Below are 21,861 nucleotides of genomic sequence, written 5' to 3'. Positions count from 1 at the left end.
CTCGCGCGTTCGCGGTGGTACCGGGCGCCGGCCCGGTCGGGATCGTGAGCCATGCTAATGACGACCGGACCACGGGTGAACAGAGGGCGAGGAGGGCCGCGTGCGGCTGGGCGGTGGGCTGCTGGTGGCGCTGGCGGCCGGAGCGGCGGGCGCGGGCTGGTGGGTGCTCGCCGGGCTGGTGCTCGCGGCGATCGCCGCGGGCGTGACGGCCCGGGTCCCGGAACCGGGGGACGCCCAGGTCGACCGGGTCGTGGTGGCCGTCGCGCGGCTGGCCGAGGTGACCGTCTACGCGATCGCGTTCGGCGCTTACGTCGTCCCTGCGCACCGGGAACTGGCGGCGGCGGGGTTCGTCGTGGTGGCGACCGGTGCCGGGTTCGCCGGGCTGAAGATCCCGACGATCGTCGTACGGATCACCGGCGGCCTGCTGCTCGTGGCGGGGCTCGTCCTGGTCGCGGTGTGCGTGGCCGTGCCGCCCGTGGCGACGGCCGGGGGCGGGCTGCAGACCCCGGACTTCGCCGCGGTGCTCGTCGCCGCGGTGCTGACGCTGCCGTTCCTCCGGCCCACCGGCCGTGAGGGTGCGGGCTGGCGCGTGCTGCTGCTGGGTGCGGTCGCCGTGCTGACCGCCTTCGCCGCGCTGTACCAGCTCGGCGCGGTCCGGCTCGGGCTCTCCCTGACGTCGTTGCGCGACCTGCTTTCCGCCGCCGACGCGGACTCGCTGCAGCCGCTGCTCACGGTCATCGCCGTGGTCGCGACCGTGGTGCCCGCGCTCGCCGCCGGGACCGAGGTCCGGGAGCGGGCCGGCGTGCCGGGCCTCGCGGGGATCGCCGTCGCCGCGGTGGCCGCGTACTTCCTGCCGGTGCTGCCCGTGCTCGTGGTCGCGGGGCTGGTGACCGTGATCGAGCTGCTACTGGGCGTGCGCGCGCGTCGGTACAGTGGGTCGGGTGAGTGATCGACGCTGGCGGCCGGGGGAGACCGTGGTCGAGCGGTTCCACCGCCCCGACGGCTCGATCGGCCAGGTCCACCCGCTGCGCGTGCTCGCCGACGACGGCCGCGTCCTGCTCGCCTGGCTGCCGGCCGGCACCCCGATCATCGGCAGCAGGCTCGTGGACGGCCGGCACATGGCGGACGCGCCCCTGGACCAGCGGTTCCGCATCCCGCGGGTGGCCGTGCCGGACTTCTGGCACCGCACGTCGACGCTGCGGCGGATCGCCGACGACGAGTGGTCGTCGGTGTGGTGGTTCTTCGACGCCGCCGGCCGCTTCACCAACTGGTACGTCAACCTCGAGGTCCCGCTCGGCCGGACCCCGGCCGGGGTCGACCGCATCGACGGCGTGCTCGACGTCGTCGTCGAGCGGGACGGCACCTGGCGCTGGGACGACGAGGACGAGGCCGAGGTGGCGATCGACGCCGGCCGCCTGACGCACGAGCAGCTGGACCGGCTGCGCGCGGAGGGCGAGCGGATCGGCGCGCTGGCCGAGCGCGGCGCCTACCCGTTCGACGGGACGGACACCGACTTCCGCCCGGACCCGGACTGGCCGATGCCCGAGCTGCCCGCCGGGATGCTGGCGGAACTCAGCCCGCGGTCAGGAACAGGACCAGCGCCAGCACCGCGTTGACGACCGCGAGGATCACGACCGACTTCGTCGGGAGCACCGCCGGGAACGCCTTGCCGTGGATCTTCCGCCACCACACGACGCCGAAGACGCCCGCGACGAGGCCGAGGAAGCCGCCGAAGCCGCTGCTGAGCACGGCCCAGCCGACCATGCCGAGCAAGCCGACGCCGAAGGTCAGCAGCACCGCGGTGACGAACGTCTTGACGTCGGCCCCGCCGGTCTTGGGCCGGGGCACCGGCTCCGTGGAGTGGTAGGTCACGGTGCCATCCTAGGGTCTTCCCGGCTCGGGCGCGGGGAGGCCGGAACAGTGGGACATCCGACTAACGCGCCTCCGACCAAACGGTATCGTGTAGCCATGACGACCTCGACACAGTTCGCCCATGTCCCGCACCCGAGTCCTGCGAGCGCGGACCGTGTCGCGGAGGTACTCGAGAAGCCCGGGTTCGGGCTCTACTTCACCGACCACATGGTGACCGTCAAGTGGTCGAAGAGCGAAGGCTGGCACGACGCGCAGGTCGGCCCCTACGCCCCGTTCACCCTCGACCCGGCGACGTCGGTGCTGCACTACGGCCAGGCCATCTTCGAGGGCCTCAAGGCCTACCGCCAGCCGGACGGCTCGATCGCGTCGTTCCGCCCGGACGCCAACGCCGCCCGGTTCCGGCAGTCGGCCGAGCGGCTCGCGATGCCGCAGCTGCCCGACGAGGTCTTCCTCGAGTCGCTGCGGGAGCTCATCGCGGTCGACAGCCGGTGGGTGCCCACCCGTCCGGGTGATTCCCTTTACCTGCGCCCGTTCATGATCTCGACGTCCACCGGCCTCGGAGTCAACAGCCCCGCCGCCGACTACGTGTACACCGTCATCGCGTCCCCGGCCGGCTCGTACTTCTCCGGTGGCGTCAAGCCGGTGAGCGTCTGGCTGTCGACGGAGTACGTGCGAGCGGCGCCCGGCGGCACCGGAGCGGCGAAGTGCGCCGGCAACTACGCGGCGTCGTTCGTGGCGCAGGCGCAGGCCGTGGAGAAGGGCTGCGACCAGGTCGTCTGGCTCGACGCGGTCGAGCGGCGCTGGGTCGAGGAGATGGGCGGGATGAACCTGTTCTTCGTCTTCGGCTCCGGCGAGAACGCCCGGGTGGTCACGCCCGAGCTGACCGGCTCGCTGCTGCCCGGCGTCACCCGCAAGTCGCTGCTGCAGCTCGCTTCCCGGCTCGGCTACAAGGTCGAGGAGCGCCGCATCTCCACCGAAGAATGGGAGAAGGCGGCGGCCTCGGGTGAGCTGACCGAGACGTTCGCCTGCGGCACGGCGGCGGTCATCACGCCGGTCGGGCACGTCAAGCACGCGGGCGGCGAGTTCACCATCGCCGACGGGCAGCCGGGCGCGCTGACGATGAAGCTGCGCGAAGAGCTGACCGGCATCCAGGAAGGCACCCGCCCCGACGTGGACCACTGGATGGTCCCGCTCGGCTGATCGAGAGCGCGAAAAGGCCCCCGCACCCGACCGGTGCGGGGGCCTTTTCCGTGGGTCAGGAGGCCGTGGCCGGGATGACCGGGCCGGAGACGCCGGCCTGCTCGTGCGTCGCGGTTTCGGCGAGGACGCGGGCGGCCATCATCAGCAGCGGCAACGCCGTCACCGCGCCGGTGCCCTCGCCGAGGCGGACGTCCAGCTCCAGCAGGGGGCCGAGGTCCAGGTGCTCCAAGGCCAGCGAGTGGGCGGGTTCGGCGGTCCGCTGCCCGGCCACCCACCAGCGTCGCGCGCCCGGCGCGAGGTCCTCGGCGACGAGTGCCGCGGCGCACGCGACGAGCCCGTCCAGCACCACCGGCGTCCGGCGGGCCGCGGCCTGGGCCAGGAACCCGGCCATGGCCGCGATGTCCGCGCCCGCCGTGGTGCGCAGCAGGTCGACGGGGTTGGCCAGGACGGCCCGGGCCCGGCGCAGTGCGTCGCGCACCGCGGTGGCCTTGCGCATCCACGCGTCGTCGTCGATGCCGGAGCCGCGGCCGACGACCGCGACCGGCTCGGTGCCGGTCAGCGCCGCCACCAGGACCGACGCGGGCGTGCTGTTGCCGATCCCGAGGTCGCCCGGGATGAGCAGGTCCGCGCCGCCGTCGACCTCGGCGTCGGCGATCGCGATCCCGGCGCGGATCGCGGCCTTGACCTCGTCGGCGGTGAGGGCGTCCTCGACGTCGATGGACCCGGACCCGCGGCGGACCTTGAACTCGCCGATCGAGCGGGTGGCGGGAGCTTCGGTGTCCACGGCCATGTCGACGACGCGGACGCTCGCGCCCGCGGCGGCGGCCAGCACGTTGATCGCGGCGCCGCCGGTCAGCATCGTGCCCAGCAGCTGCGCGGTGACCTCGGCGGGATAGGCCGAGACGCCCTTCGCGGCGATGCCGTGGTCACCGGCGAACACGATGACGCGCGGCCGGGTGAACGGCCGCGGCGGCGACTGGCCCTGGCAGGCCGCGATCCAGACGCCCAGCTCTTCGAGCCTGCCCAGCGACCCGGCCGGCTTGACCAGCTTGTCGTGCAGGGCGATCGCATCGGACCGCGCGTGGTCGTCGGGCGGGGTGATCTCGGGGAACTCGATGTCTTCCGGCTCCACACCAGGCCCTTTCTCGTGCACGGCAGCGCTTGTGACCACGCCGTGGCCAACCTACCGGTGGGGCGGCCCCGGTAGTCTCGCGGCTCGTGGAGACGACGGCGGCCGCGGTGGTGCTGGCCAGTGGCGCGGGCACCCGCGTCGGCGCGAAGCTGAACAAGGTCTACCTGCCGCTGGCCGGCCGGCGCGTGGTCGCCTGGTCGCTCGACGCCTTCAAGCGCGTCCCGGGCATCGGCGTGGTCGTGCTGGTCATCCGGCCGCAGGACCGCGAGCTCGCCGAAGAGGTCGTCGACGGCGACGTCGAGATCGTGCACGGCGGGGACACCCGCCAGGCGTCCGAGCTCAACGCCCTGCGCCACCTCGCCCCGAGAATTGCGGGCGGCCGGGTCGACGCCGTGCTGCTGCACGACGCGGCCCGGCCGCTGGTCCACCCCGAACTGGTCGGTGCGGTGTTGGCCCGGACACGCGAGGACGGGGGGGCTGTGCCGGGCCTGGCCGCGGACGACGTCGTCGAGGTGGATGCCGGGCACCTGGTCGCCCAGGTGCCCGGCGCGATCCGCGTCCAGACGCCTCAGGGCTTCCGGGCCGGACCGCTGCTCGAGGCCTACGAGAAGGCCGAACGAGAAGGCTTTTCGGGAACGGACACTTCGTCGTGCATGGAGCGGTTCTCCTCCCTGCCGATCCGCTGGGTCCCGGGGGCTCCCGAGAACCTCAAGATCACCTATCCCCACGACCTCGTGGTCGCGGAGCGGCTGCTCGCCCGCCGGGCCTGACCGCCGCTAGGCGCACGCGGGCGGGCCGCCACCGTGGTCGCCTTCCGTTTCCGTGGTGCTCGTCGGCCGGACCGTCACGTCGTGGCGCAGCTCCGGCGGGATGTGGCACTGCGGCTGTGGCCGCAGCGCCTGCAGCGGGGCGCCCGGGGTGCCGGGCTCCGCCAGGGTGAGCACCGCCCGCAGCGTCCAGACCGGGGTGGCGTGGTACTGCCACGTGACCACCCGCGGGCTGAACACGTCGGTGCCCGGGAAGGTCGGCACGCGGTAGGCGCTGGCACGGTGCTCGTCCCGGAGGACGATGACATCCGCGCAGGTCGGCCACGTGTGGACCGCGGCGTAGAGCTCCGGGGCCTCGCGGCCGCCGAACAGGTGCAGCACCCACTTGCGGCGCCGGAGCTCCTCGAGGAGTTCCTCGAGGCCCGGGCCGCTGGAGCCGCTGTGTGCTGTGGGCGGGGACACACTTTCGAGGGTAACTTGCGCACTAGAGCGCAGTCCAGCATGTGTACTAGTACACCTGGGTGGTTCTGAACAGGCCTTTGTGGGACACACTCCGGCGTGCTAGAACACTTGTGCGTGATTTCCGGCGTGAGGAGCCGCCTTGCCCACCCTCGACCGTCCTGAGCCGCCGTACCTGCAGATCGCGGGCCGGATCCGGGAAGACATCCTGTCCGGCCGGCTGCAGGAGGGCGACGCGGTGCCGTCCGCCCGCGAGATCGCGCGCACCTGGGCCGTCGCCATGGCGACGGCCACCAAGGTCCTGGCCACGCTGCGCTCGCAGGGGCTCGTGCGCCCGGTGCGCGGCGTCGGTACGGTCGTCGACCGCGGCGGCCTGCACCGCACCGCCCGCGACCGCAACGCCGCTTCGACGCGGACGGGCCGGATCTACCCGCCCGGCCACTACGCCGTGATCCGGTCGGCCGGCCTCGAGCAGGCGCCCGAACGCGCCGCGGCCGCGCTGGGCCTGGAGGAGGGCGCCCCGGCGATCCGGCGGCGGCGTACCACCTACGGGCCGGACTCGCGGCCGCTGTCGACGTCGACGTCGTGGTTCGACGGCACGCTGTCGGCCAAGGCGCCGGCGCTGCTGGTCCCCGAGCGGATCGTCGAGGGCACCTCGGCCCACGCGGCCGCGCGGCTCGGCACGAAGATCGCGACGACGCAGGAAAGGCACGCGGCGGGCCGCGCGAGCGAGGAGGAGGCGGCCGAACTGGGGCTGCCGGCCGGTTCGCCGGTGCTGCTGGGCCGGAGCACCTTCCTGGCGGCCGACGGGACGGTCGTCGAGTACGGTGAGTCCGCCGCCTTGCCCGACCACTGGGTTTTCTACGAGTACACGACTGAGGACGGCGAATGAAGCACATCCACGCGGGCAAGGTCCGCGACCTGTACGAACTCGACGGCGGGGACATCCTGCTCGTCGCGTCCGACCGGGTCTCGGTCTACGACGTCTCGCTGCCGACGCCGATCCCGGACAAGGGCGCGCTGCTCAACCAGCTGTCCGCGTGGTGGTTCGAGCGGATGTCCGGCGTGGTCCCGAACCACGTCGTCTCGACGACGGACGTCCCGGAAGAGTTCGCCGGCCGCGCGATGCGGTGCAAGCCGCTGAAGATGGTCCAGGTCGAGTGCATCGCGCGCGGCCACCTCGCCGGCCTCGGCCTGCGCGAGTACCAGCGCGACGGCAAGATCTCCGGCGTCGCGCTCCCGCCGGGCCTGGTCGAGGGCGACAAGCTGCCGGAGCCGATCTTCACGCCGACGACGAAGATCTCCGACACCGGCCACGACGAGTTCATGACCTTCGACGAGGTGCTGAACGAGATCGGCGAAGACACCGCGAAGCGGCTTCGCGACCTGACGCTGGAGATCTACACGAAGGGCGCCGAACACGCTGCCGCCCAGGGCGTGATCATCGCGGACACGAAGCTGGAGTTCGGTTTCGACGCCGACGGCACGCTGACCCTCGGCGACGAGGTCCTGACGTCGGACTCGTCGCGGTTCTGGCCCGCCGACGAGTGGGAGCCGGGCCGTCCGCAGCACGCGTTCGACAAGCAGTTCGTGCGGGACTGGTCGCGTTCGACGGGCTGGGACCAGACCCCGCCCGGGCCCGAAATCCCGGCGGAGATCGTCGAGCAGACGCGGCAGCGCTACACCGAGGTCTACGAGCGGATCACGGGGAAGACCTGGGTTCGTGGGTGAGTGTGACCCGTACCGGCTGATCGACGACGTCGAGACGTTGCTGACCGAGCGCGGGTTCTCCCCCGAGCGCGTGCCCGGGCGCGGAGGCGACCGGCTGGCGGGTGCCAGCCGCCTCCTGCGCGGGTTCGGGCTGGAGCCCCGGATGGCCCCGGAAGACGCGCTCGACCTCGGCGTGCCGTTCCAGGGCCGGATCAACCAGGATTAGGGGCTCTTGGTCAGGCTCGCGTCGCGCTCGACGACGTCACCGAGGACGTCGTCGATGGCGGTCAGCAGGTCGGCGTCGAGCTTCTTGCCGGCGGCCTTGACGTTCTCGTGCACCTGCTCCGGGCGCGAAGCCCCGATGATCGCCGAGGCGACGTTCGGGTTCTGCAGCACCCACGCGACGGCCAGCTGAGCGAGGCTCAGGTCGGCCTGCTTGGCGAGCGGCTCCAGCTCGGCGACGCGCTTGAGGACGTTCTCGTCGAGGAAGCGGGCGACCATGTTGGCACCGCCCTTCTCATCGGTGGCGCGCGAGCCGGCGGGGTAGTCGGCGCCGGGCTTGTACTTGCCGGTGAGGACGCCCTGCGCGATCGGCGACCAGACGATCTGGCTCAGGCCCTCACGCTCGGAAGCGGGGATGACCTGGTCCTCGATGACGCGCCAGAGCATGTTGTACTGCGGCTGGTTGGAGACGAGCGGGACCTTCAGCTCCCGCGCGAGGGCGGCACCGCGGCTGATCTGCTCGCCGGTCCACTCGGAGACGCCGACGTAGAGCACCTTGCCCTGGCGGACGAGGTCGGCGAAGGCGAGCATCGTCTCTTCGAGCGGGACGGTCCGGTCGAACCGGTGCGCCTGGTAGAGGTCGAGGTAGTCGGTGCCGAGCCGGTCGAGGGACGCGTGGGCCGACTCCATGATGTGCTTGCGGGACAGGCCCTTGTCGTTGGGGCCCTTGGGGCCGGTGGGCCAGAAGACCTTGGTGAAGATCTCCAGGCTTTCCCGCCGCTGCCCCTTCAGACCGCGGCCCAGCACCGATTCGGCGGCGGTGTTGGCGTAGACGTCGGCGGTGTCGAAGGTCGTGATGCCGGCGTCGAGGGCGGCTTTGATGCAGGCGTGCGCCTGGTCCTCCTCGACCTGGGAACCGTGGGTGAGCCAGTTCCCGTACGAGATCTCACTGACGTTGAGGCCGCTGCGGCCGAGACGACGAAACTCCATGGGCTCAGCCTAGGCGGTAATCGTTTGCTTTGCTAACGACCCTGGAGTGACTCCAGCCTCGCTCCTCCTTCTTCTCGGCCGGCGGCCGGTCTCGATCTCGAAGAACGGCAGCTTGAGGCGGAAGCGCTCACCGTCCTTGCGTTTCGCGAGGTGGAGGCGGTAGATAAGCCAGGCGCCGAGGAAGACGATGACGAGGATGGCGGCGATGGCCCAGAGGCCGGCCGCGGACATGCCGGCGACCCGGGACAGGACGACTTCGAACGACACGCGCAGCCCTCACCGCCGACGAGTCCCGAGGCGTCCCCACCGGCCGGTCAGGGTCGGTTTCCGGGTACCACCATGACCGGCTCGCGCCGGCCGGTCGTGCTCCGGTGTTCCGGCCCCGGGTGACCGGCAACGTCCCTTGCCCGGTCAGGCGGAACACCTCGCGCCAGGCCGGATTCCGGCCGACGCGTTGTTCACCAAACCTGCAGGACCGGGCAGGCCGCCGGGAGGAGAGTGGGACACACTCCGCGCGTTACCGCTCGTCGAAGCGGCGATATCGCGTGGGGAATGTCCCACTCTGCACCGGTCGAGGATACGCCCCGAGGACGGCCCCGGACAGCAAGAAGGCGGGTGGAGGCTCGCTCCACCCGCCTTCTCGAAAACAGCTCAGTTCGAAACCAGCTCAGTTCGGGATCGGGTCCCCGGGCTTCAGCCGCGGCTTCGGGACCCGCAGCCGCCGGATCTGCGACGCCCGGACGAACGCGTACCAACCGATCGAGCGGCCCGCGATCGGCTCCTTCGGGAACTTCTCCCGCGCCAGCTTGGCGATCTTGCGCCCGTTCACGAAGCCCTCGATCGCCATCACCAGCAGCATCGCCGTGCACAGCAGCGTGATGTACGACTGGACCTGGGGCAGCGGCACCAGCAGCGCCAGGAACACCAGGATCGCCAGCGGCATGAACAGGCCCAGCAGGTTGCGCCGCGTGTCGACCAGGTCGCGGACGTACGCCTTCACCGGCCCGCGGTCGCGCGGGAGCAGGTACTTGTCGTCGCCCGCCATCATGCGGTCGCGGCGGAGCTTGGCCGCCGCGCGGCGGTCTTCCTTGGTCTGGGGGTTCGACTTGCGCAGTTCCTTGTTGCGCTTCATCGCCTCGCGCATGGAGGTGGGCGGCGGCGCCACCGGGCCACGCCGCTTCGCCTCCGCGTCTCGGCGCTTCGGCGTAGCCTTGCCCTTACCGGGCGTGTACGACTTGCCGTTGACGTCGACGGCTTCCGCGGCCTCCGGCTCTTCGGCGGCGGTGTCTGTGGTGCTTCGGCGCAGGAACCTCACCTCACCAGGGTATTGCAGGCGTCACGCCGCCGTTCACCAGGTCGATCGATGTGCGACCATGGTGGGGGAACAGAACGGACGCTCCGGGTGTTGAAGACGTCAGCACGAGGACTATCCGCAGTGAGTTCGAACTTAGAGGGAGTGCCATGACGACCGCTGAGCACGCCGGCGCGACGCAGGCCGAGACCACCGAAGAAACCCATGGCGTCACGCTGACCGACGCCGCGGCTTCCAAGGCGAGGGCCCTGCTCGAGCAGGAGGGCCGCGACGACATGCACCTGCGCATCGCCGTCCAGCCCGGTGGCTGCGCGGGCCTGCGCTACCAGCTGTTCTTCGACGAGCGTTCGCTCGACGGCGACCTGTTCCGCGACTTCGACGGCCTCAAGGTCGCCGTCGACCGGATGAGCGCGCCGTACGTGTCGGAAGCCGTCATCGACTTCGTGGACACGATCGAGAAGCAGGGCTTCACGATCGACAACCCGAACGCCACCGGCTCCTGCGCCTGCGGCGACTCGTTCCACTGAGTCACAGCGTCGCGCAAGACGGCCACGAAAAAGGCCCCGACCTCCGTGCGGAGGGCGGGGCCTTCTTCGTCGCTGCGGGCCTACACGTAGGCGTCGAGCTCCGCGACCTGGGCGTGGCACGCCTCGTCGACCTGCCACGGCTTGGCCGTGACTCGGGGCAACGGGAGGTCCTCCGCCTGGAGCGTCGCCGGGATGAGCGCGCAGTCGGCGATCAGCTCGGACAGGGTCTCGGGTTCGGTGAGGGCGTTCACGATTCGTAACGCTATTGATCCGCTCTCGACTGGAGAAGGAGTACCAGCCGGTAGTGTCGGTTGGGCGTGCGCGGACTACCCGGTTGGGTCATGACCCGGGGGTAACTTCGTGCCTTTTGCCGTGAGGTCGACCACATAAGGAGCAGCCGGTGGCAGCCAAAGCCAGGATCGCGGTGTCCGGCAGTATCGCGACCGACCACCTCATGCATTTCCCGGGCAGGTTCGCGGAGCAGCTGGTCGCCGAGCAGCTGCACCGGGTCTCGCTGAGCTTCCTCGCCGACGACCTCGTGGTCCGGCGCGGCGGCATCGGCGCGAACATCGCCTTCGGTCTCGGGGTGCTCGGCGTGCAGCCGGTGCTCGTGGGCGCGGTGGGCGCGGACTTCGCCGACTACCGCTCCTGGCTGGAGCGGCACGGCGTCGACACGTCCGGTGTGCACGTCTCGGAGGTCGCGCACACCGCGCGGTTCGTCTGCACGACCGACGAGGACCTCTGCCAGATCGCGACGTTCTACGCCGGCGCGATGGCCGAGTCCCGCAACATCGAGCTCCAGCCCATCGCCGAGCGCGCCGGCGCGCTCAGCCTGGTGCTGATCAGCCCGGACGACCCGGAGGGCATGGTCCGCCACGCCGAAGAGTGCCGTCAGCGCGGGTACGAGTTCGCCGTGGACCCGTCGCAGCAGCTGGCCCGCATGACCGGCGAGCAGGCTCGCGCGTTCGTGGCCGGCGCGAAGTACCTGTTCAGCAACGACTACGAGTGGGAGCTGCTGCTCCAGAAGACCGGCTGGACCGAGGCCGACGTGCTCGACCAGGTCGGCCTGCGGATCACGACGCTGGGGGAGAAGGGCGTCGAGATCGTCGGCAAGGACTTCGTCGCCCTGCAGATCGGCGCGGTCCCCGAGCGCGCGAAAGCCGACCCGACGGGCGTCGGCGACGGCTTCCGCGCGGGCTTCCTGGCCGGTCTCGACGGCGGCCTGAACGTCGAGCGCGCGGCCCAGCTCGGCTCGCTGATCGCGGTGCTGGTCCTGGAGACGGTCGGCACCCAGGAGTGGACGTTCGACCGCACGGACGCGCTGGCCCGCATCGGCGACGCGTTCGGCCCGGACGCGGCGGAGGAGATCTCGGTGGTCCTGCCCGCGGCCTGAGGCCCGGAACGACGAAGGCCCCGCACCGGTCCGGTGCGGGGCCTTCTCCGTGAAAACCTCAGAGCTTGACCGGGTACACCGGCTCCGGGATCTCGGGCTTGATGCGGTGCTCGACGAAGATGCCGTGCCACAGCATGAACACGATCAGCGCCCACAGCTGGCGGCTGCGGTCGAGCTGCCCCGCCTTGTGCTCCTCCAGCAGGGCCAGGATCGCCTTCTTGTCCAGCAGCTCCTCGGTGCGCGAATCGTTGATGATCCCCTTCGCCCAGTCGTACATCTCGTTGCGCAGCCACAGCCGGATCGGCACCGGGAACCCGAGCTTGCGGCGGTTCAGCACGTGCGCCGGGATGATCTTGGCCAGGGCCTGGCGCAGCGCGTACTTCGTCGTGCCGTGCGCCAGCTTCTGGGCCAGCGGGATCGAGGCGGCGACCTTGAACACCTCGGCGTCGAGGAACGGCACCCGCAGCTCCAGCGAGTTCGCCATCGTCACCTTGTCGGCCTTGACCAGGATGTCGCCGCGCAGCCAGGTGTAGAGGTCGACGTGCTGCATCCGCGCCACCGGGTCCCAGCCGCGCGACACGTCGTACCAGGGCGCCGTGACGTCCTTGAAGCCGACGCCTTCCTGGTAGGTCTTCAGCACGTTGCGCAGCTGGTCGTCCCGGAAGTTGCGGGCGTTGCCGTAGTAGCGGTCCTCCAGCGGCAGCGCGCCGCGGCGCAGCAGGTCCTTGCCGCGGGTGCCCTCGGGGATCTTCGTCGACACCTTGCCGATCAGCTTCCGCATGCCGCCCGGGATCTTCTCGAACGGCGCCAGCGAGATCGGCTCGTTGTAGATCGTGTAGCCGCCGAACAGCTCGTCCGCGCCTTCGCCGGACAGCACGGCCTTGACGTGCTTGCGGGCCTCGCGGGCGATGAACCACAGCGGGACCAGCGCGGGGTCGGCCACCGGGTCGTCGAGGTACCAGACGATGAGCGGCAGGACCTCCATCATCTCGTCCGCCGTCACCGTCCGGACCACGTGCTTCACGCCGATCGCGGCGGCCGACTCGGCGGCGACGTCGACCTCGGAGTAGCCCTCGCGCTCGAACCCGGTGGTGAAGGCGATCAGGTTCGGGTTGTGCTCCTTGGCCAGCGTCGCGGTGGCCGTGGAGTCGATGCCGCCCGACAGGAACGCGCCGACGGTGACGTCCGGGTCGGAGATCATGTGCTTGCCGACCGAGTCGCGCATCACATCGGCGATGCGCTGGTACAGCTCCTCGGCCTCGGCCGGCCCGTTGACCGGCTTCGTCGCGAACTGCGGGTGGAAGTAGCGGGTGAACTTCACCTCACCGCCCGGGACCACCTCGAACGACGTCCCGGACTCGACGCGGCGGATCGCGGTGTGCAGCGACTCGGGCTCGGGCACGTACTGCAGGACGAGGTAGTGCTGCAGCGCCTTCCGGTCCAGCTCCTGCGCGACGCCGAGGGTGTCCGACAGCTCCAGCAGGCTCTTCTTCTCGCTGGAGAACGCCACCCCGCCCGGGCCGGCCGAGTAGAAGAGCGGCTTGATCCCGAACGGGTCGCGCGCACCGAAGACGCGCTTCTCCTGGGAGTCCCAGATCATGAAGGCGAACATGCCGCGCAGGCGCTTCACCCAGTCGGCGCCGAGGTAGTGGAAGCCGGCGACGATGGCCTCGCCGTCGCCCTCGGTCTCGAACTTCGCGCCGTGCTGCTCGGCCAGCTCGGCGCGCAGCTCCAGGTAGTTGTAGATCTCGCCGTTGAAGTTCATCGTGTAGCGGCCCGGCGCCTCCGGCGGCCCCCAGACCAGCGGCTGGTGGGCGTGCTCGACGTCGATGAACGCGAGCCGGTTGAAGCCGTAGACGACCTCGGCGTCGGCCCACGTGTCCTGCTCGTCGGGGCCGCGGTGACGCTGGCAGCGCATGGCCGCGCCGACGGCGTCACGCGCGTTCGCGGCGCCGGTCTCGGTCGCGCAGATCAGTCCAAGCAGGCCGCACACGGGTACTCACACACCTTCAGGGTCTTCGTGGGGCTGGGGAGCGCCCAGTATGCCGGGCGGGCCGTGGCGAGTACCACGCGCGTCGAGGGTTACCCCTTGGTCAGCGCGGAGCGTGAACTCGGCTAGGCTCCGGCCTGTCACAAAGATCTGTCGTAGGAGGCTCTGGGTGAAAGGGCGAGGCGCAGTGGGACAACCCAAGCGCACCCTGGGGAAGCGGACCGTGCGCGTAGCCGCGCTGGCCGTGCTGGTCGCGCTGACCGCGACGGGCTGCTCCGGCGACGAGATCCTGCGGTTCGGCTGGCCGGTGGGCGTCACGCGCCAGGCCGACGAGATGCGCACGCTGTGGACCTGGACCGTGGTGGCCGCGCTGGTCGTCGGCGCCATCGTGTGGGCCCTGATCTTCTGGACCGCGACGTTCCACCGCAAGAAGAAGACGGTCGACGGCGAGCCGGAGGAGCTGCCCCGGCAGTTCCAGTACAACATCCCGCTCGAGCTGTTCACGGTCGTCGTCCCGACGATCATGGTCTGCGTCCTGTTCTTCTTCACCGCGACGACGGAGTCGAAGGTCCTGGACAAGATCCCGAACCCGGACGTCAAGGTCCAGGTCGTGGCCTTCCAGTGGAACTGGGAGTTCAAGTACGAGGACGCCAACGCGGCGAAGCCCGACGGCAGCGGCCAGGTCAGCACGGTCGGCTCGTCCGGTGAGATCCCGCTGCTGGTGCTCCCGGTCGGCAAGGTCATCCAGTACGACCTGCTCTCCACCGACGTCATCCACTCCTTCTGGGTGCCCGAGTTCCACTTCAAGCGGGACGTCTTCCCGAACCCGGACAAGAACAACCAGGACAGCTCCTTCCAGAACACGATCGACCGCGAAGGCTCCTTCGTCGGCCGGTGCGCGGAGCTGTGCGGCACGTACCACTCGGTGATGAACTTCGAGGTCCGCGCGCTGTCGCCGGACAAGTACGACGCGTACATCGCGCTGCGCAAGCAGGTGAACCCGGCCACCGGCCAGACGTTCACCGCGTCCGAAGCCCTTAAGAAGATGAACTGCGGCGAGCTGTGCACCCCGCACGCGGTCACCACCCAGCCGTTCAACACCGACCGCACGGCGCGGACCGCGTCCAACTGAGCCAGGAGTAGGAAAGACCCATGAAGGTCGAAGCGCGCATCTTCTTCATCGTGGCAGTCTTCGCCGTGATCATGGCCGGTGTGTACTGGACGTGGGCCGTGCTGGACCCCCGCTTCGGCGGCAAGCCCGAGCCGGTGGGCATCGTCTCGCTGATCCTGACCGGTGGCCTCGCGTTCCTCGCGGGCAGCTACATGCAGTTCGTCTCCCGGCGCATCGAACCGCGGCCGGAAGACCGCGAGGACGCCGAGATCAGCGACGGCGCCGGCGAGCTGGGCTTCTTCAGCCCGGGCAGCTACTGGCCGGTCTCGATGGCGGCCACCGCGGCGCTCGCCGCGCTGGCGCTGGCGTTCTTCCACATCTGGCTGCTCGTGATCGCGCTCGTCGCGCTGCTGATCACGATCGGCGGGCTGGTGTTCGAGTACCACACGGGTCCGTCGCACGACTGACCTGAGCTTTCTTCGCCGACTGGCCGCCCCGCTGAGGACTCAGCGGGGCGGCCAGTACTGCGAGCATCCCCAGTGCCTCCGGCCAGGTCGGGCGGTGGCCGTAGAAGGCGACGTCCACCAGCACCGCGACCACCGGGTACAGGTAGGACAGCAGCGCCACCGTCGTGGTCGGCAGCTTGCCGATGCTCGCGTACATCAGCACGTACATCAGCGCGGTGTGGACGGTGCCCAGCAGCACCAGCCAGAGCAGCTCGCGCGGCGCGGTCGGCAACGGCGTGACCAGCAGGACGGGTGCCAGCAGGACCGCGCCGACCGTCGTCTGCACAGCCGCGAGCAGGTGCGGGCGGATGTGCTTCAGCTGCTTCGCGACGAAGGACGCACCGGCGTAGAGCACGGCCGCGCCGAGCGCCAGCCCGATCCCGGCGAGCTGGACGGTCTTGCCGTCCTCGCCGTGCGCGGACAGTGAGATGAGCGTCACGCCGCCGAACGCGATCGCGGCCCGGACCAGGTGGCTTTTGGCGACCTTCTCGCCGAGGAACGCCGCCGCCAGGCCGACCAGGATGAGCGGCTGGGTGTGGTAGACGACCGTGCTGACCGAGATCGACGACAGCGCGTAGGACGCGAACAGCAGCACCCAGTTGCCGACCAGGAACAGCCCGCCGAGGACGGCCAGCCCGAGGTCGCGCTTCGAGGGCCGCCAGGCGGGCAGCCAGCCGCGGGCTAGGCACCAGAGCACCAGCAGCGTCCCACCGACGAAGCAGCGGGCGAAGGCCACGGCCGGGGCGGCCGCGCCGCTCTCGAGGACGACGGCGCCGATCGTGCCGGACATCGCCATCGCCGCGGACCACTGGAGCAGCGGGCGGGTTTCGGAGTTCGTCATGGCGTTCAGGTTCGTCCGCTTGCCCGGGCGCGACCAGTGTCAGAGATGACAACGGCCGCAAAACTTGTGACATGCTGGCCGGCATGGACGTCAACCGGGTCGCGGTCGTGCTCGCGGACCACGTTTCGCCGTTCGAGCTGGGTGTCGCGTGCGAGGTCTTCGGCACCGACCGCAGCGCCGACGGCATCGAAGGCTGGGACTTCGGGGTCTGCTCGCCCGCGGGCGAGCCGGTGGCCAGCTGGTCGGGCTTCGGGCTGACCGGGCTGCACGACCTGGACTTCGCGGCGTCGGCGGACCTGCTGATCGTGCCGACGTGCGCACCCCGGACGGCGCCACCGCCGTCGCCGGTGCTGGACGTCCTGCGCGACGCGGCGGCGCGGGGCGCGTGGGTGGCGGGGTTCTGCGCGGGCGTGTTCACGCTGGGCTACGCGGGCCTGCTCGACGGACGGCGCTGCACGGTCCACTGGGTGTACGAGGCGGAGTTCCGCGCCCGGTTCCCGGCGGCGTCCGTGGACACGCAGGCGCTGTACGCGGACGACGGCGGGGTCCTGACGAGCGCGGGCACGGTGGCGGCGGTGGACCTGTGCCTGCACCTGGTCCGGCGGCTGCGCGGCGTGACGGCGGCGACGACGCTGGCCCGCCGGATGGTGGCGGCGCCGTTCCGGGCCGGCGGGCAGGCCCAGTTCGTCCAGGCGCCGGTGCCGTCCGCCCCGGACGACTCGGTGGTGGCGGAGGCGCTGGAGTGGGTCGAGCGGCGGCTGGACCAGCCGTTCACGGTGGCCGAGCTGGCCCGGCGGAGCGGGCTGGGGGAGCGGACGTTCCTGCGCCGGTTCTCGGCCGCCACGGGGACGACACCACACCGGTGGCTGACCGAGCGGCGGCTGGACCGGGCCCAGGCGTTGCTGGAGGAGGGCCGCCTGTCGGTGGAGGACATCGCGACGGCGTGCGGGTACGCCTCAGCGGCGGCGCTCCGGCACCAGTTCAGCCGGCTGCGGGGGACGAGCCCGACGTCGTACCGGACGGCCTTCCGCGGCTGACGAGCCTCAGCCGAAGGCGATCCAGCGGTCCAAGAGCGCGGCCGCGGCCCCGGAGTCGATGGCCTCGGCCGCCTTCGCCAGCCCGGCACGCAGATCGTCCTCGAGGGACTCCGAGAACCCGGTGAACACCGCCAGAGCCGCGGCCGCGTTGATCAGGACCGCGTCCCGCACCGGCCCGGGCTTGCCGCCCACCAGCTCGCGGACCACCTGGGCGTTCGACGCCGCGTCGCCACCGCGCAGATCCTCCGCCGTGGCGCGCGGGACACCCAGCTCCGCCGGGTCCAGCGAGCGCGAAGCCACCGTGCCGTCCGACACCACCCACACCGACGAGGTCGTCGTCGTGGTGATCTCGTCCAGGCCGTCGTCGCCGCGGACGATCAGGGCGCGGGTCCCCCGGCGGGCGAACACCTCCGCCAGCACGTGCGTCTTGTCTTCGTACGCGCAGCCGATCAGCGCGCTGCCCGGCTGGGCCGGGTTGGTCAGCGGCCCCAGCAGGTTGAACGTCGTCGGGATGCCGAGCTCGCCGCGGACCGGGCCCGCGTGCCGCAGGGCGGGGTGGAACGCCGACGCCAGGAAGAACCCCACGCCGACCTCGGTGAGGCTCCGCTGGACGTCCTCCGGGGGCAGCGAAATCGTGACGCCGAGCGCCTCCAGCACGTCCGCCGCGCCGGACTTCGACGACGCGCTGCGGTTGCCGTGCTTGGCCACCGGGGCGCCGGCCGCCGCCGTGACGATCGTCGCCATCGTCGAGATGTTCACCGAGTTCGAGCCGTCGCCTCCGGTGCCGACGATGTCGACGGCCGGGCGGTCCAGCTCGACGCGCTTGGCGTGCGCCAGCATCGTCGCCGCCATGCCCGCGATCTCCGAAGGCGTCTCGCCCTTGGCGCGCAGCGCCACCGCGAACCCGGCGATCCGGGCCGGGCTCGCCGCGCCGCTCATGATCTGGTCCATCGCCCACGCCGTGTCCTCCTCGGACAGGTCGACGCGTGCGACGAGCTGCTTGAGCAGCGGCGGCCAGGTGCGGGGGACCGGGGTGGTCACCGGGCTCAGCCGTTCACGACGGGGACCCGTCGCGCGCGCAGCACGTCGGCGACGGTCTCCGCGGCGGTCAGCGGGTCCAGCGGGTGCACCAGCACGGCGTCCGCCTGCGACCACGTCGCCAGCCACCGGTCGTCCCGGCGCCGCACCGCGACCACGATCGGGGGACAGTCGGCGATCTCGCTCTTGAGCTGCCGGCACAGGCCGATGCCGCCGGTCGGCTGCGCCTCACCGTCGAGGATCGCTAGGTCGACGTTCCCCGCGTCCACCTCGGACAGCACGTCCGCGATCCCGGCGGCCTCGACGTAGTCCACGCGCGCCAGGTCCGCCGCCGGACGGCGCCCGACCGCGTTCACGATCGCTTCGCGCACCTCCGCCTTGTGGCTGAACACCAGGACCCGCATCGACTCGCCCATCAGGCACGCCTCCGTCTCGCTAACCACACGTCCGCCACGATCGTATCGGCCGAGACCGACATCACGCGGGCGCCTCCGGCTGTTGCGCGTCCCAGCCCAGAGCGTCGCCGCCCAGCCGCTGGGCCAGGCCCGCCATCCGGGACCGTTCCTGGGCGCAGTGCAGCGCGTCGAGCACCTGGACGCGGACCGCGAGCACCCGCGTCAGCTCACCCGAAGGTGACTCTTCTCGCAGGTCATAGCCGTCCTGCGCGAGGATCGACGCCGCTTCGGCGACCCGGTCCGGCGGCAGGAGCAGGTGGTGCCGCAGAACGGCCGGTGCCGTGCTGACCCAGGCGGGTGAACCGGCGAGCACGGCGGAGTCCGCGACCGCCGGGTCGAAGGCCTCGGCGACGATCTCCAGACCGGGCGCATCAGGCGTCAGACCGGGGGTTTCGCGCTTCTTGACCAGGTTGAGCAGGCGGTTCACCAAACCCATGAGTAGCTCTCACCTTCCCGGGCGTTCACTGTGATCGGTTACGCAGGCGGCTCGCCGTGGACCCACCCGGCGGAGCGGTGGTGCGAGAGGACATAATGCGACGCGTGACAACGGCAGCTCCCACCATCAGTCAGCGGGTCCACTCGCTGAACCGGCCGAACATGGTCAGTGTCGGCACCATCGTGTGGCTGTCCAGCGAGCTGATGTTCTTCGCCGGACTGTTCGCGATGTTCTTCACCGTCAAGGCGCAGAACTCTTCCGGCCAGTGGCCGCCGCCGTTGCACGGCGAGGAGTTCCACCTCAACGTGGCGTACGCGATCCCGTTCACGGTGATCCTCGTGCTGTCCTCGCTGACCTGCCAGTTCGGCGTGTTCGCCGCCGAGCGCGGTGACGTCTACGGCCTGCGCCGCTGGTACATCATCACGTTGATCATGGGCGCGATCTTCGTCGGCGGCCAGGCCAACGAGTACCACAACCTGGTCGAAGAGGGGATGACGATCCCGTCCGGCCCGTTCGGCACGGTCTTCTACCTCGCGACCGGGTTCCACGGCCTGCACGTCATCGGCGGGCTCATCGCCTTCGTGTACCTGCTCATCCGCACGAAACTGAGCAAGTTCACGCCCGCCCAGGCCACGTCGGCGATCGTCGTGTCCTACTACTGGCACTTCGTCGACATCGTGTGGGTCGGCCTCTTCGGTGTGATCTACCTCCTTCCGTAGATCCGCCTCAGCCGCCACCACCTTCACCATCGGCCTGAACTGACAGCAAGGGTTGCCGCAAGATGACCACCAGCACGAAAACGTCGGAGCGCCGCTACCGCGCGCGGTCGAAGCTGCGGAGGCGGTTCGCCGGCCTGCTCGCGCTCGGTATCGCGCTGGTGGGCGCCGGCGCCCTGTACGCCGTGTTCGCCCCGGAGCCGCAGACCGCGCAGGCCCAGGGCACCCCGGCGCAGCTGCGCCTCGGCGAGCAGGTCTACAACAACACCTGCATCGCGTGCCACGGCGCGAACCTCGAGGGCGTGCAGGACCGCGGGCCGAGCCTGATCGGCATCGGCGACGCCGCGGTGTACTTCCAGACTTCTTCCGGCCGCATGCCCGCCGCGCGCCAGGAGGCGCAGATCGAGCGGAAGCCGCCGAAGCTGACCGAGGCCGAGATCGACGCGGTCGGCGCCTACATCCAGGCGCACGGCGGCGGCGCCCAGCGCCCGGCGGAGAAGGGCGAGGCCCTGCGCGGCTCCGACCCGGCCCGCGGTGGCGAGCTGTTCCGCCTCAACTGCGCGTCGTGCCACAACTTCACCGGCCGCGGCGGCGCGCTGTCCGCCGGCAAGTACGCGCCGAACCTGGACCCGGCCAGCGAAGAGCAGATCTACACGGCCATGCTCACCGGGCCGCAGAACATGCCGAAGTTCTCCGACCGGCAGCTGTCGCCGGAGGAGAAGAAGGACATCGTCGCCTACGTGAAGTCGGTGTCCGACGGCAACAACAACCCGGGTGGTAACGGCCTCGGCGGGGTCGGCCCCGCTTCCGAGGGCGTGATCGCCTTCATCGTCGGGATCGCCGCGCTGATCGGCGCGACGTTGTGGATTGGATCGAAGGCATGAGTGCCGAGGGGCCTAAGCCGCCGACGGAGGCGGAGCTGGCGGAGATGGACCGCGACCAGCTGGTCAAGCTGGGCGGCGCGCTCGACGGTGTCGAGATCGTCGAGTACCCGACCCCGTGGCCCGTGGAGGGCACCCGCGCGGAGAAGCGGGCCGAGCGCCTGGTGGCGTTCTGGTTCGCCCTGTCCGCGCTGGCCGGGATCGCGTTCGTCGTCTCGCTCATCTGGTGGCCGTGGCAGTACGAGGCGCCGGACAACGAGACCGCGCACTTCTGGTACAGCCTCTACACCCCGATGCTCGGTCTCACGCTCGGCCTGGCCATCCTCGGCCTCGGCATCGGCGTGATCCTGTACACGAAGAAGTTCGTGCCCGCCGAGGTCGCGGTGCAGGAGCGCCACGACGGCGACGGCAAGGGGTCGGCCGAGGTCGACCGCGCCACGATCATCGCCCACCTGGCCGACGCCGGGAGCCGCAGCACCATCGCGCGCCGGTCGCTGGTCAAGCGCACGGCGATCGCCGGGGCCGGCGCGCTGGGCCTCGCGGCCGCGGCGCTGCCGCTCGCGTCCTTCATCAAGGACCCGTGGAAGGACACCGACAACCGGGCGTCGCTCTGGCACACCGGCTGGCTGCCGAACTACCCCGGCGAGAAGGTCTACCTGCGCCGCGACACCGGCAAGCCCATCGAGGTCGAGCACGGCAAGGAGACCGAGGTCCCCCTGCTCAAGGCCGAGGACCTCGACGCCGGCGCGATGGAGACCGTGTTCCCGTTCCGCGAGTCCGAGCGGAACGACGCCGAGGCACTGGCGGCCGCGCTGACCCGGATCGACAACCCGGTCATGCTGATCCGCCTGCGCCCGACCGACGCCGCCAAGGTGGTCAAGCGGGCCGGCCAGGAGGACTTCAACTTCGGCGACCTCTACGCGTACACGAAGATCTGCAGCCACGTCGGCTGCCCGACCTCCCTGTACGAGCAGCGGACCAACCGGATCCTGTGCCCGTGCCACCAGTCGCAGTTCGACGCCCTCCACTACGCGAAGCCGATTTTCGGCCCGGCGACCCGTCCGCTGGCCCAGCTACCGATCACGGTGGACGAAGAGGGATACTTGATCGCGCGAGGCGACTTCATCGAGGCCATCGGTCCGGCCTTTTGGGAGCGTAAGTCATGAGTTCACTCACCACGCCGACCAAGGGGTCGAGCCCGGTCGAAAAGGCACTGGCCGACGCCGCGGACAACGCCGACCAGCGGTACCACGCGGCCAAGGGCCT

27 protein-coding genes are annotated in these 21,861 nt (G+C 70.9%); 15 read left to right on the top strand and 12 right to left on the bottom strand.

Annotation, left to right across the window (positions count from 1 at the left end; genetic code table 11):
• Positions 1-100 precede the first annotated feature (100 nt).
• Together ABZ342_RS42120 and ABZ342_RS42115 are read left to right on the top strand one after the other, a co-directional pair.
• A complete protein-coding gene (locus ABZ342_RS42120; protein WP_360485698.1) occupies positions 101-949 on the top strand; it encodes a hypothetical protein in 849 nt (282 codons plus the stop codon).
• Positions 942-1,616, top strand: coding sequence for a DUF402 domain-containing protein (locus ABZ342_RS42115; RefSeq protein ID WP_360485695.1), 675 nt, complete (start codon positions 942-944; stop codon positions 1,614-1,616). Before ABZ342_RS42120 ends, ABZ342_RS42115 begins: the two co-directional genes overlap by 8 nt.
• Here ABZ342_RS42115 and ABZ342_RS42110 read toward each other — a convergent pair.
• Positions 1,573-1,872 carry a hypothetical protein gene (locus ABZ342_RS42110; RefSeq protein WP_155541897.1) on the bottom strand — a complete coding sequence of 100 codons (300 nt, stop codon included), beginning with the start codon at positions 1,870-1,872 and terminating at the stop codon, positions 1,573-1,575. The two genes, ABZ342_RS42115 and ABZ342_RS42110, sit on opposite strands and share 44 nt — an antisense overlap.
• Before the next feature lie 96 nt (positions 1,873-1,968).
• Between ABZ342_RS42110 and ABZ342_RS42105 the strand changes: the two genes are divergently transcribed.
• Positions 1,969-3,072, top strand: a complete 1,104-nt coding sequence (locus ABZ342_RS42105; RefSeq protein WP_360485692.1) for a branched-chain amino acid aminotransferase — start codon at positions 1,969-1,971, stop codon at positions 3,070-3,072.
• 55 nt (positions 3,073-3,127) lie between these two features.
• Here the strand turns inward: ABZ342_RS42105 and cobT are convergent, their stop codons facing one another.
• Entirely contained in the window at positions 3,128-4,204 is a 1,077-nt protein-coding gene (cobT, locus tag ABZ342_RS42100; RefSeq protein ID WP_360485689.1) for a nicotinate-nucleotide--dimethylbenzimidazole phosphoribosyltransferase, read from the bottom strand.
• 86 nt (positions 4,205-4,290) lie between these two features.
• On the opposite strand from cobT, the gene ABZ342_RS42095 reads away from it, so the two are divergent.
• Positions 4,291-4,974 (top strand): IspD/TarI family cytidylyltransferase, encoded by a 684-nt coding sequence (locus ABZ342_RS42095; protein WP_360485686.1) that lies wholly within the window; start codon positions 4,291-4,293, stop codon positions 4,972-4,974.
• Between the two features lie 6 nt (positions 4,975-4,980).
• On the opposite strand, the gene ABZ342_RS42090 is transcribed toward ABZ342_RS42095, so the two are convergent.
• Positions 4,981-5,433: a hypothetical protein gene (locus tag ABZ342_RS42090; protein ID WP_155541900.1), complete on the bottom strand. Its 453-nt coding sequence runs from the start codon at positions 5,431-5,433 to the stop codon at positions 4,981-4,983.
• A gap of 139 nt (positions 5,434-5,572) precedes the next feature.
• Here ABZ342_RS42090 and ABZ342_RS42085 point away from each other — a divergent pair, with 139 nt between their 5' ends.
• The 3 genes from ABZ342_RS42085 to ABZ342_RS42075 are packed head-to-tail and all read left to right on the top strand — an operon-like array spanning position 5,573 to position 7,366.
• Complete coding sequence (locus ABZ342_RS42085; protein ID WP_155541901.1) at positions 5,573-6,322, top strand: GntR family transcriptional regulator; 750 nt, start codon at positions 5,573-5,575, stop codon at positions 6,320-6,322.
• Positions 6,319-7,161 carry a phosphoribosylaminoimidazolesuccinocarboxamide synthase gene (locus tag ABZ342_RS42080; RefSeq protein ID WP_360485682.1) on the top strand — a complete coding sequence of 281 codons (843 nt, stop codon included), beginning with the start codon at positions 6,319-6,321 and terminating at the stop codon, positions 7,159-7,161. The genes ABZ342_RS42085 and ABZ342_RS42080 overlap by 4 nt, the downstream gene beginning before the upstream one ends.
• Complete coding sequence (locus ABZ342_RS42075; RefSeq protein ID WP_360485679.1) at positions 7,154-7,366, top strand: hypothetical protein; 213 nt, start codon at positions 7,154-7,156, stop codon at positions 7,364-7,366. The genes ABZ342_RS42080 and ABZ342_RS42075 overlap by 8 nt, the downstream gene beginning before the upstream one ends.
• Here ABZ342_RS42075 and ABZ342_RS42070 read toward each other — a convergent pair.
• From ABZ342_RS42070 to ABZ342_RS42060, 3 genes are all read right to left on the bottom strand, one after another.
• Positions 7,363-8,352: an aldo/keto reductase family protein gene (locus tag ABZ342_RS42070; RefSeq protein ID WP_360485676.1), complete on the bottom strand. Its 990-nt coding sequence runs from the start codon at positions 8,350-8,352 to the stop codon at positions 7,363-7,365. The genes ABZ342_RS42075 and ABZ342_RS42070 overlap by 4 nt on opposite strands.
• A 9-nt stretch (positions 8,353-8,361) precedes the next feature.
• Positions 8,362-8,619, bottom strand: a complete 258-nt coding sequence (locus ABZ342_RS42065; RefSeq protein ID WP_360485673.1) for a hypothetical protein — start codon at positions 8,617-8,619, stop codon at positions 8,362-8,364.
• A 400-nt stretch (positions 8,620-9,019) separates the two neighbouring features.
• Entirely contained in the window at positions 9,020-9,667 is a 648-nt protein-coding gene (locus ABZ342_RS42060; protein ID WP_155541905.1) for a DUF3043 domain-containing protein, read from the bottom strand.
• 146 nt (positions 9,668-9,813) lie between these two features.
• Here ABZ342_RS42060 and ABZ342_RS42055 point away from each other — a divergent pair, with 146 nt between their 5' ends.
• Positions 9,814-10,191: an iron-sulfur cluster assembly accessory protein gene (locus ABZ342_RS42055; RefSeq protein WP_155541906.1), complete on the top strand. Its 378-nt coding sequence runs from the start codon at positions 9,814-9,816 to the stop codon at positions 10,189-10,191.
• A gap of 80 nt (positions 10,192-10,271) precedes the next feature.
• On the opposite strand, the gene ABZ342_RS42050 is transcribed toward ABZ342_RS42055, so the two are convergent.
• Entirely contained in the window at positions 10,272-10,442 is a 171-nt protein-coding gene (locus ABZ342_RS42050) for a hypothetical protein (protein ID WP_196425218.1), read from the bottom strand.
• Positions 10,443-10,591: 149 nt separating this feature from the next.
• Here ABZ342_RS42050 and ABZ342_RS42045 point away from each other — a divergent pair, with 149 nt between their 5' ends.
• Positions 10,592-11,584 (top strand): carbohydrate kinase family protein, encoded by a 993-nt coding sequence (locus ABZ342_RS42045; protein WP_360485668.1) that lies wholly within the window; start codon positions 10,592-10,594, stop codon positions 11,582-11,584.
• Between the two features lie 58 nt (positions 11,585-11,642).
• Here the strand turns inward: ABZ342_RS42045 and asnB are convergent, their stop codons facing one another.
• Positions 11,643-13,577 (bottom strand): asparagine synthase (glutamine-hydrolyzing), encoded by a 1,935-nt coding sequence (asnB, locus tag ABZ342_RS42040; protein ID WP_360485665.1) that lies wholly within the window; start codon positions 13,575-13,577, stop codon positions 11,643-11,645.
• A 184-nt stretch (positions 13,578-13,761) separates the two neighbouring features.
• Between asnB and ABZ342_RS42035 the strand changes: the two genes are divergently transcribed.
• Together ABZ342_RS42035 and ABZ342_RS42030 are read left to right on the top strand one after the other, a co-directional pair.
• A complete protein-coding gene (locus tag ABZ342_RS42035) occupies positions 13,762-14,706 on the top strand; it encodes a cytochrome c oxidase subunit II (RefSeq protein WP_196425219.1) in 945 nt (314 codons plus the stop codon).
• A gap of 20 nt (positions 14,707-14,726) precedes the next feature.
• The gene (locus tag ABZ342_RS42030) at positions 14,727-15,152 is read left to right on the top strand and encodes a cytochrome c oxidase subunit 4 (RefSeq protein WP_155541910.1); all 426 of its coding nucleotides are present in this window, start codon (positions 14,727-14,729) and stop codon (positions 15,150-15,152) included.
• On the opposite strand, the gene ABZ342_RS42025 is transcribed toward ABZ342_RS42030, so the two are convergent.
• On the bottom strand, positions 15,100-16,032 hold the full coding sequence (locus ABZ342_RS42025) for a DMT family transporter (protein WP_360485661.1): 933 nt from the start codon (positions 16,030-16,032) through the stop codon (positions 15,100-15,102). The two genes, ABZ342_RS42030 and ABZ342_RS42025, sit on opposite strands and share 53 nt — an antisense overlap.
• 83 nt (positions 16,033-16,115) lie before the next feature.
• Between ABZ342_RS42025 and ABZ342_RS42020 the strand changes: the two genes are divergently transcribed.
• Positions 16,116-17,069 carry a helix-turn-helix domain-containing protein gene (locus ABZ342_RS42020; protein ID WP_155544318.1) on the top strand — a complete coding sequence of 318 codons (954 nt, stop codon included), beginning with the start codon at positions 16,116-16,118 and terminating at the stop codon, positions 17,067-17,069.
• Between the two features lie 6 nt (positions 17,070-17,075).
• Here the strand turns inward: ABZ342_RS42020 and trpD are convergent, their stop codons facing one another.
• The 3 genes from trpD to ABZ342_RS42005 form a co-directional block, all read right to left on the bottom strand.
• Positions 17,076-18,110: an anthranilate phosphoribosyltransferase gene (gene trpD / locus ABZ342_RS42015; protein WP_360485658.1), complete on the bottom strand. Its 1,035-nt coding sequence runs from the start codon at positions 18,108-18,110 to the stop codon at positions 17,076-17,078.
• A 5-nt stretch (positions 18,111-18,115) separates the two neighbouring features.
• Positions 18,116-18,523 carry a hypothetical protein gene (locus tag ABZ342_RS42010; RefSeq protein ID WP_360485655.1) on the bottom strand — a complete coding sequence of 136 codons (408 nt, stop codon included), beginning with the start codon at positions 18,521-18,523 and terminating at the stop codon, positions 18,116-18,118.
• A gap of 61 nt (positions 18,524-18,584) precedes the next feature.
• Positions 18,585-18,998, bottom strand: a complete 414-nt coding sequence (locus ABZ342_RS42005; RefSeq protein WP_155541914.1) for a hypothetical protein — start codon at positions 18,996-18,998, stop codon at positions 18,585-18,587.
• Positions 18,999-19,093: 95 nt separating this feature from the next.
• Here ABZ342_RS42005 and ABZ342_RS42000 point away from each other — a divergent pair, with 95 nt between their 5' ends.
• The 3 genes from ABZ342_RS42000 to ABZ342_RS41990 all read left to right on the top strand — a co-directional run bounded on the left by ABZ342_RS42000 (position 19,094) and on the right by ABZ342_RS41990 (position 21,761).
• The gene (locus ABZ342_RS42000; RefSeq protein ID WP_086681061.1) at positions 19,094-19,717 is read left to right on the top strand and encodes a heme-copper oxidase subunit III; all 624 of its coding nucleotides are present in this window, start codon (positions 19,094-19,096) and stop codon (positions 19,715-19,717) included.
• Positions 19,718-19,779: 62 nt separating this feature from the next.
• Positions 19,780-20,598, top strand: a complete 819-nt coding sequence (locus ABZ342_RS41995; RefSeq protein WP_155541915.1) for a c-type cytochrome — start codon at positions 19,780-19,782, stop codon at positions 20,596-20,598.
• Entirely contained in the window at positions 20,595-21,761 is a 1,167-nt protein-coding gene (locus ABZ342_RS41990) for a ubiquinol-cytochrome c reductase iron-sulfur subunit (protein WP_360485650.1), read from the top strand. The genes ABZ342_RS41995 and ABZ342_RS41990 overlap by 4 nt, the downstream gene beginning before the upstream one ends.
• Positions 21,762-21,861 lie beyond the last annotated feature (100 nt).

The organism is Amycolatopsis sp. NPDC005961 (assembly GCF_040629235.1).
Lineage (GTDB): Bacteria > Actinomycetota > Actinomycetes > Mycobacteriales > Pseudonocardiaceae > Amycolatopsis > Amycolatopsis camponoti.
This window is presented reverse-complemented; position numbering and strand designations above follow the sequence as displayed.

Bases quoted from the DNA above. Each gene is read 5' to 3' on its own strand.
- ABZ342_RS42010 (WP_360485655.1), bottom strand. From the start codon at position 18,523: ATGGGCGAGTCGATGCGGGTCCTGGTGTTCAGCCACAAGGCGGAGGTG.
- ABZ342_RS41990 (WP_360485650.1), top strand. From the start codon at position 20,595: ATGAGTGCCGAGGGGCCTAAGCCGCCGACGGAGGCGGAGCTGGCGGAG.
- ABZ342_RS42020 (WP_155544318.1), top strand. From the start codon at position 16,116: ATGGACGTCAACCGGGTCGCGGTCGTGCTCGCGGACCACGTTTCGCCG.
- ABZ342_RS42055 (WP_155541906.1), top strand. From the start codon at position 9,814: ATGACGACCGCTGAGCACGCCGGCGCGACGCAGGCCGAGACCACCGAA.
- ABZ342_RS42105 (WP_360485692.1), top strand. From the start codon at position 1,969: ATGACGACCTCGACACAGTTCGCCCATGTCCCGCACCCGAGTCCTGCG.
- ABZ342_RS41995 (WP_155541915.1), top strand. From the start codon at position 19,780: ATGACCACCAGCACGAAAACGTCGGAGCGCCGCTACCGCGCGCGGTCG.
- ABZ342_RS42030 (WP_155541910.1), top strand. From the start codon at position 14,727: ATGAAGGTCGAAGCGCGCATCTTCTTCATCGTGGCAGTCTTCGCCGTG.
- ABZ342_RS42000 (WP_086681061.1), top strand. From the start codon at position 19,094: ATGCGACGCGTGACAACGGCAGCTCCCACCATCAGTCAGCGGGTCCAC.
- ABZ342_RS42025 (WP_360485661.1), bottom strand. From the start codon at position 16,032: ATGACGAACTCCGAAACCCGCCCGCTGCTCCAGTGGTCCGCGGCGATG.
- ABZ342_RS42080 (WP_360485682.1), top strand. From the start codon at position 6,319: ATGAAGCACATCCACGCGGGCAAGGTCCGCGACCTGTACGAACTCGAC.
- ABZ342_RS42070 (WP_360485676.1), bottom strand. From the start codon at position 8,352: ATGGAGTTTCGTCGTCTCGGCCGCAGCGGCCTCAACGTCAGTGAGATC.
- ABZ342_RS42005 (WP_155541914.1), bottom strand. From the start codon at position 18,998: ATGGGTTTGGTGAACCGCCTGCTCAACCTGGTCAAGAAGCGCGAAACC.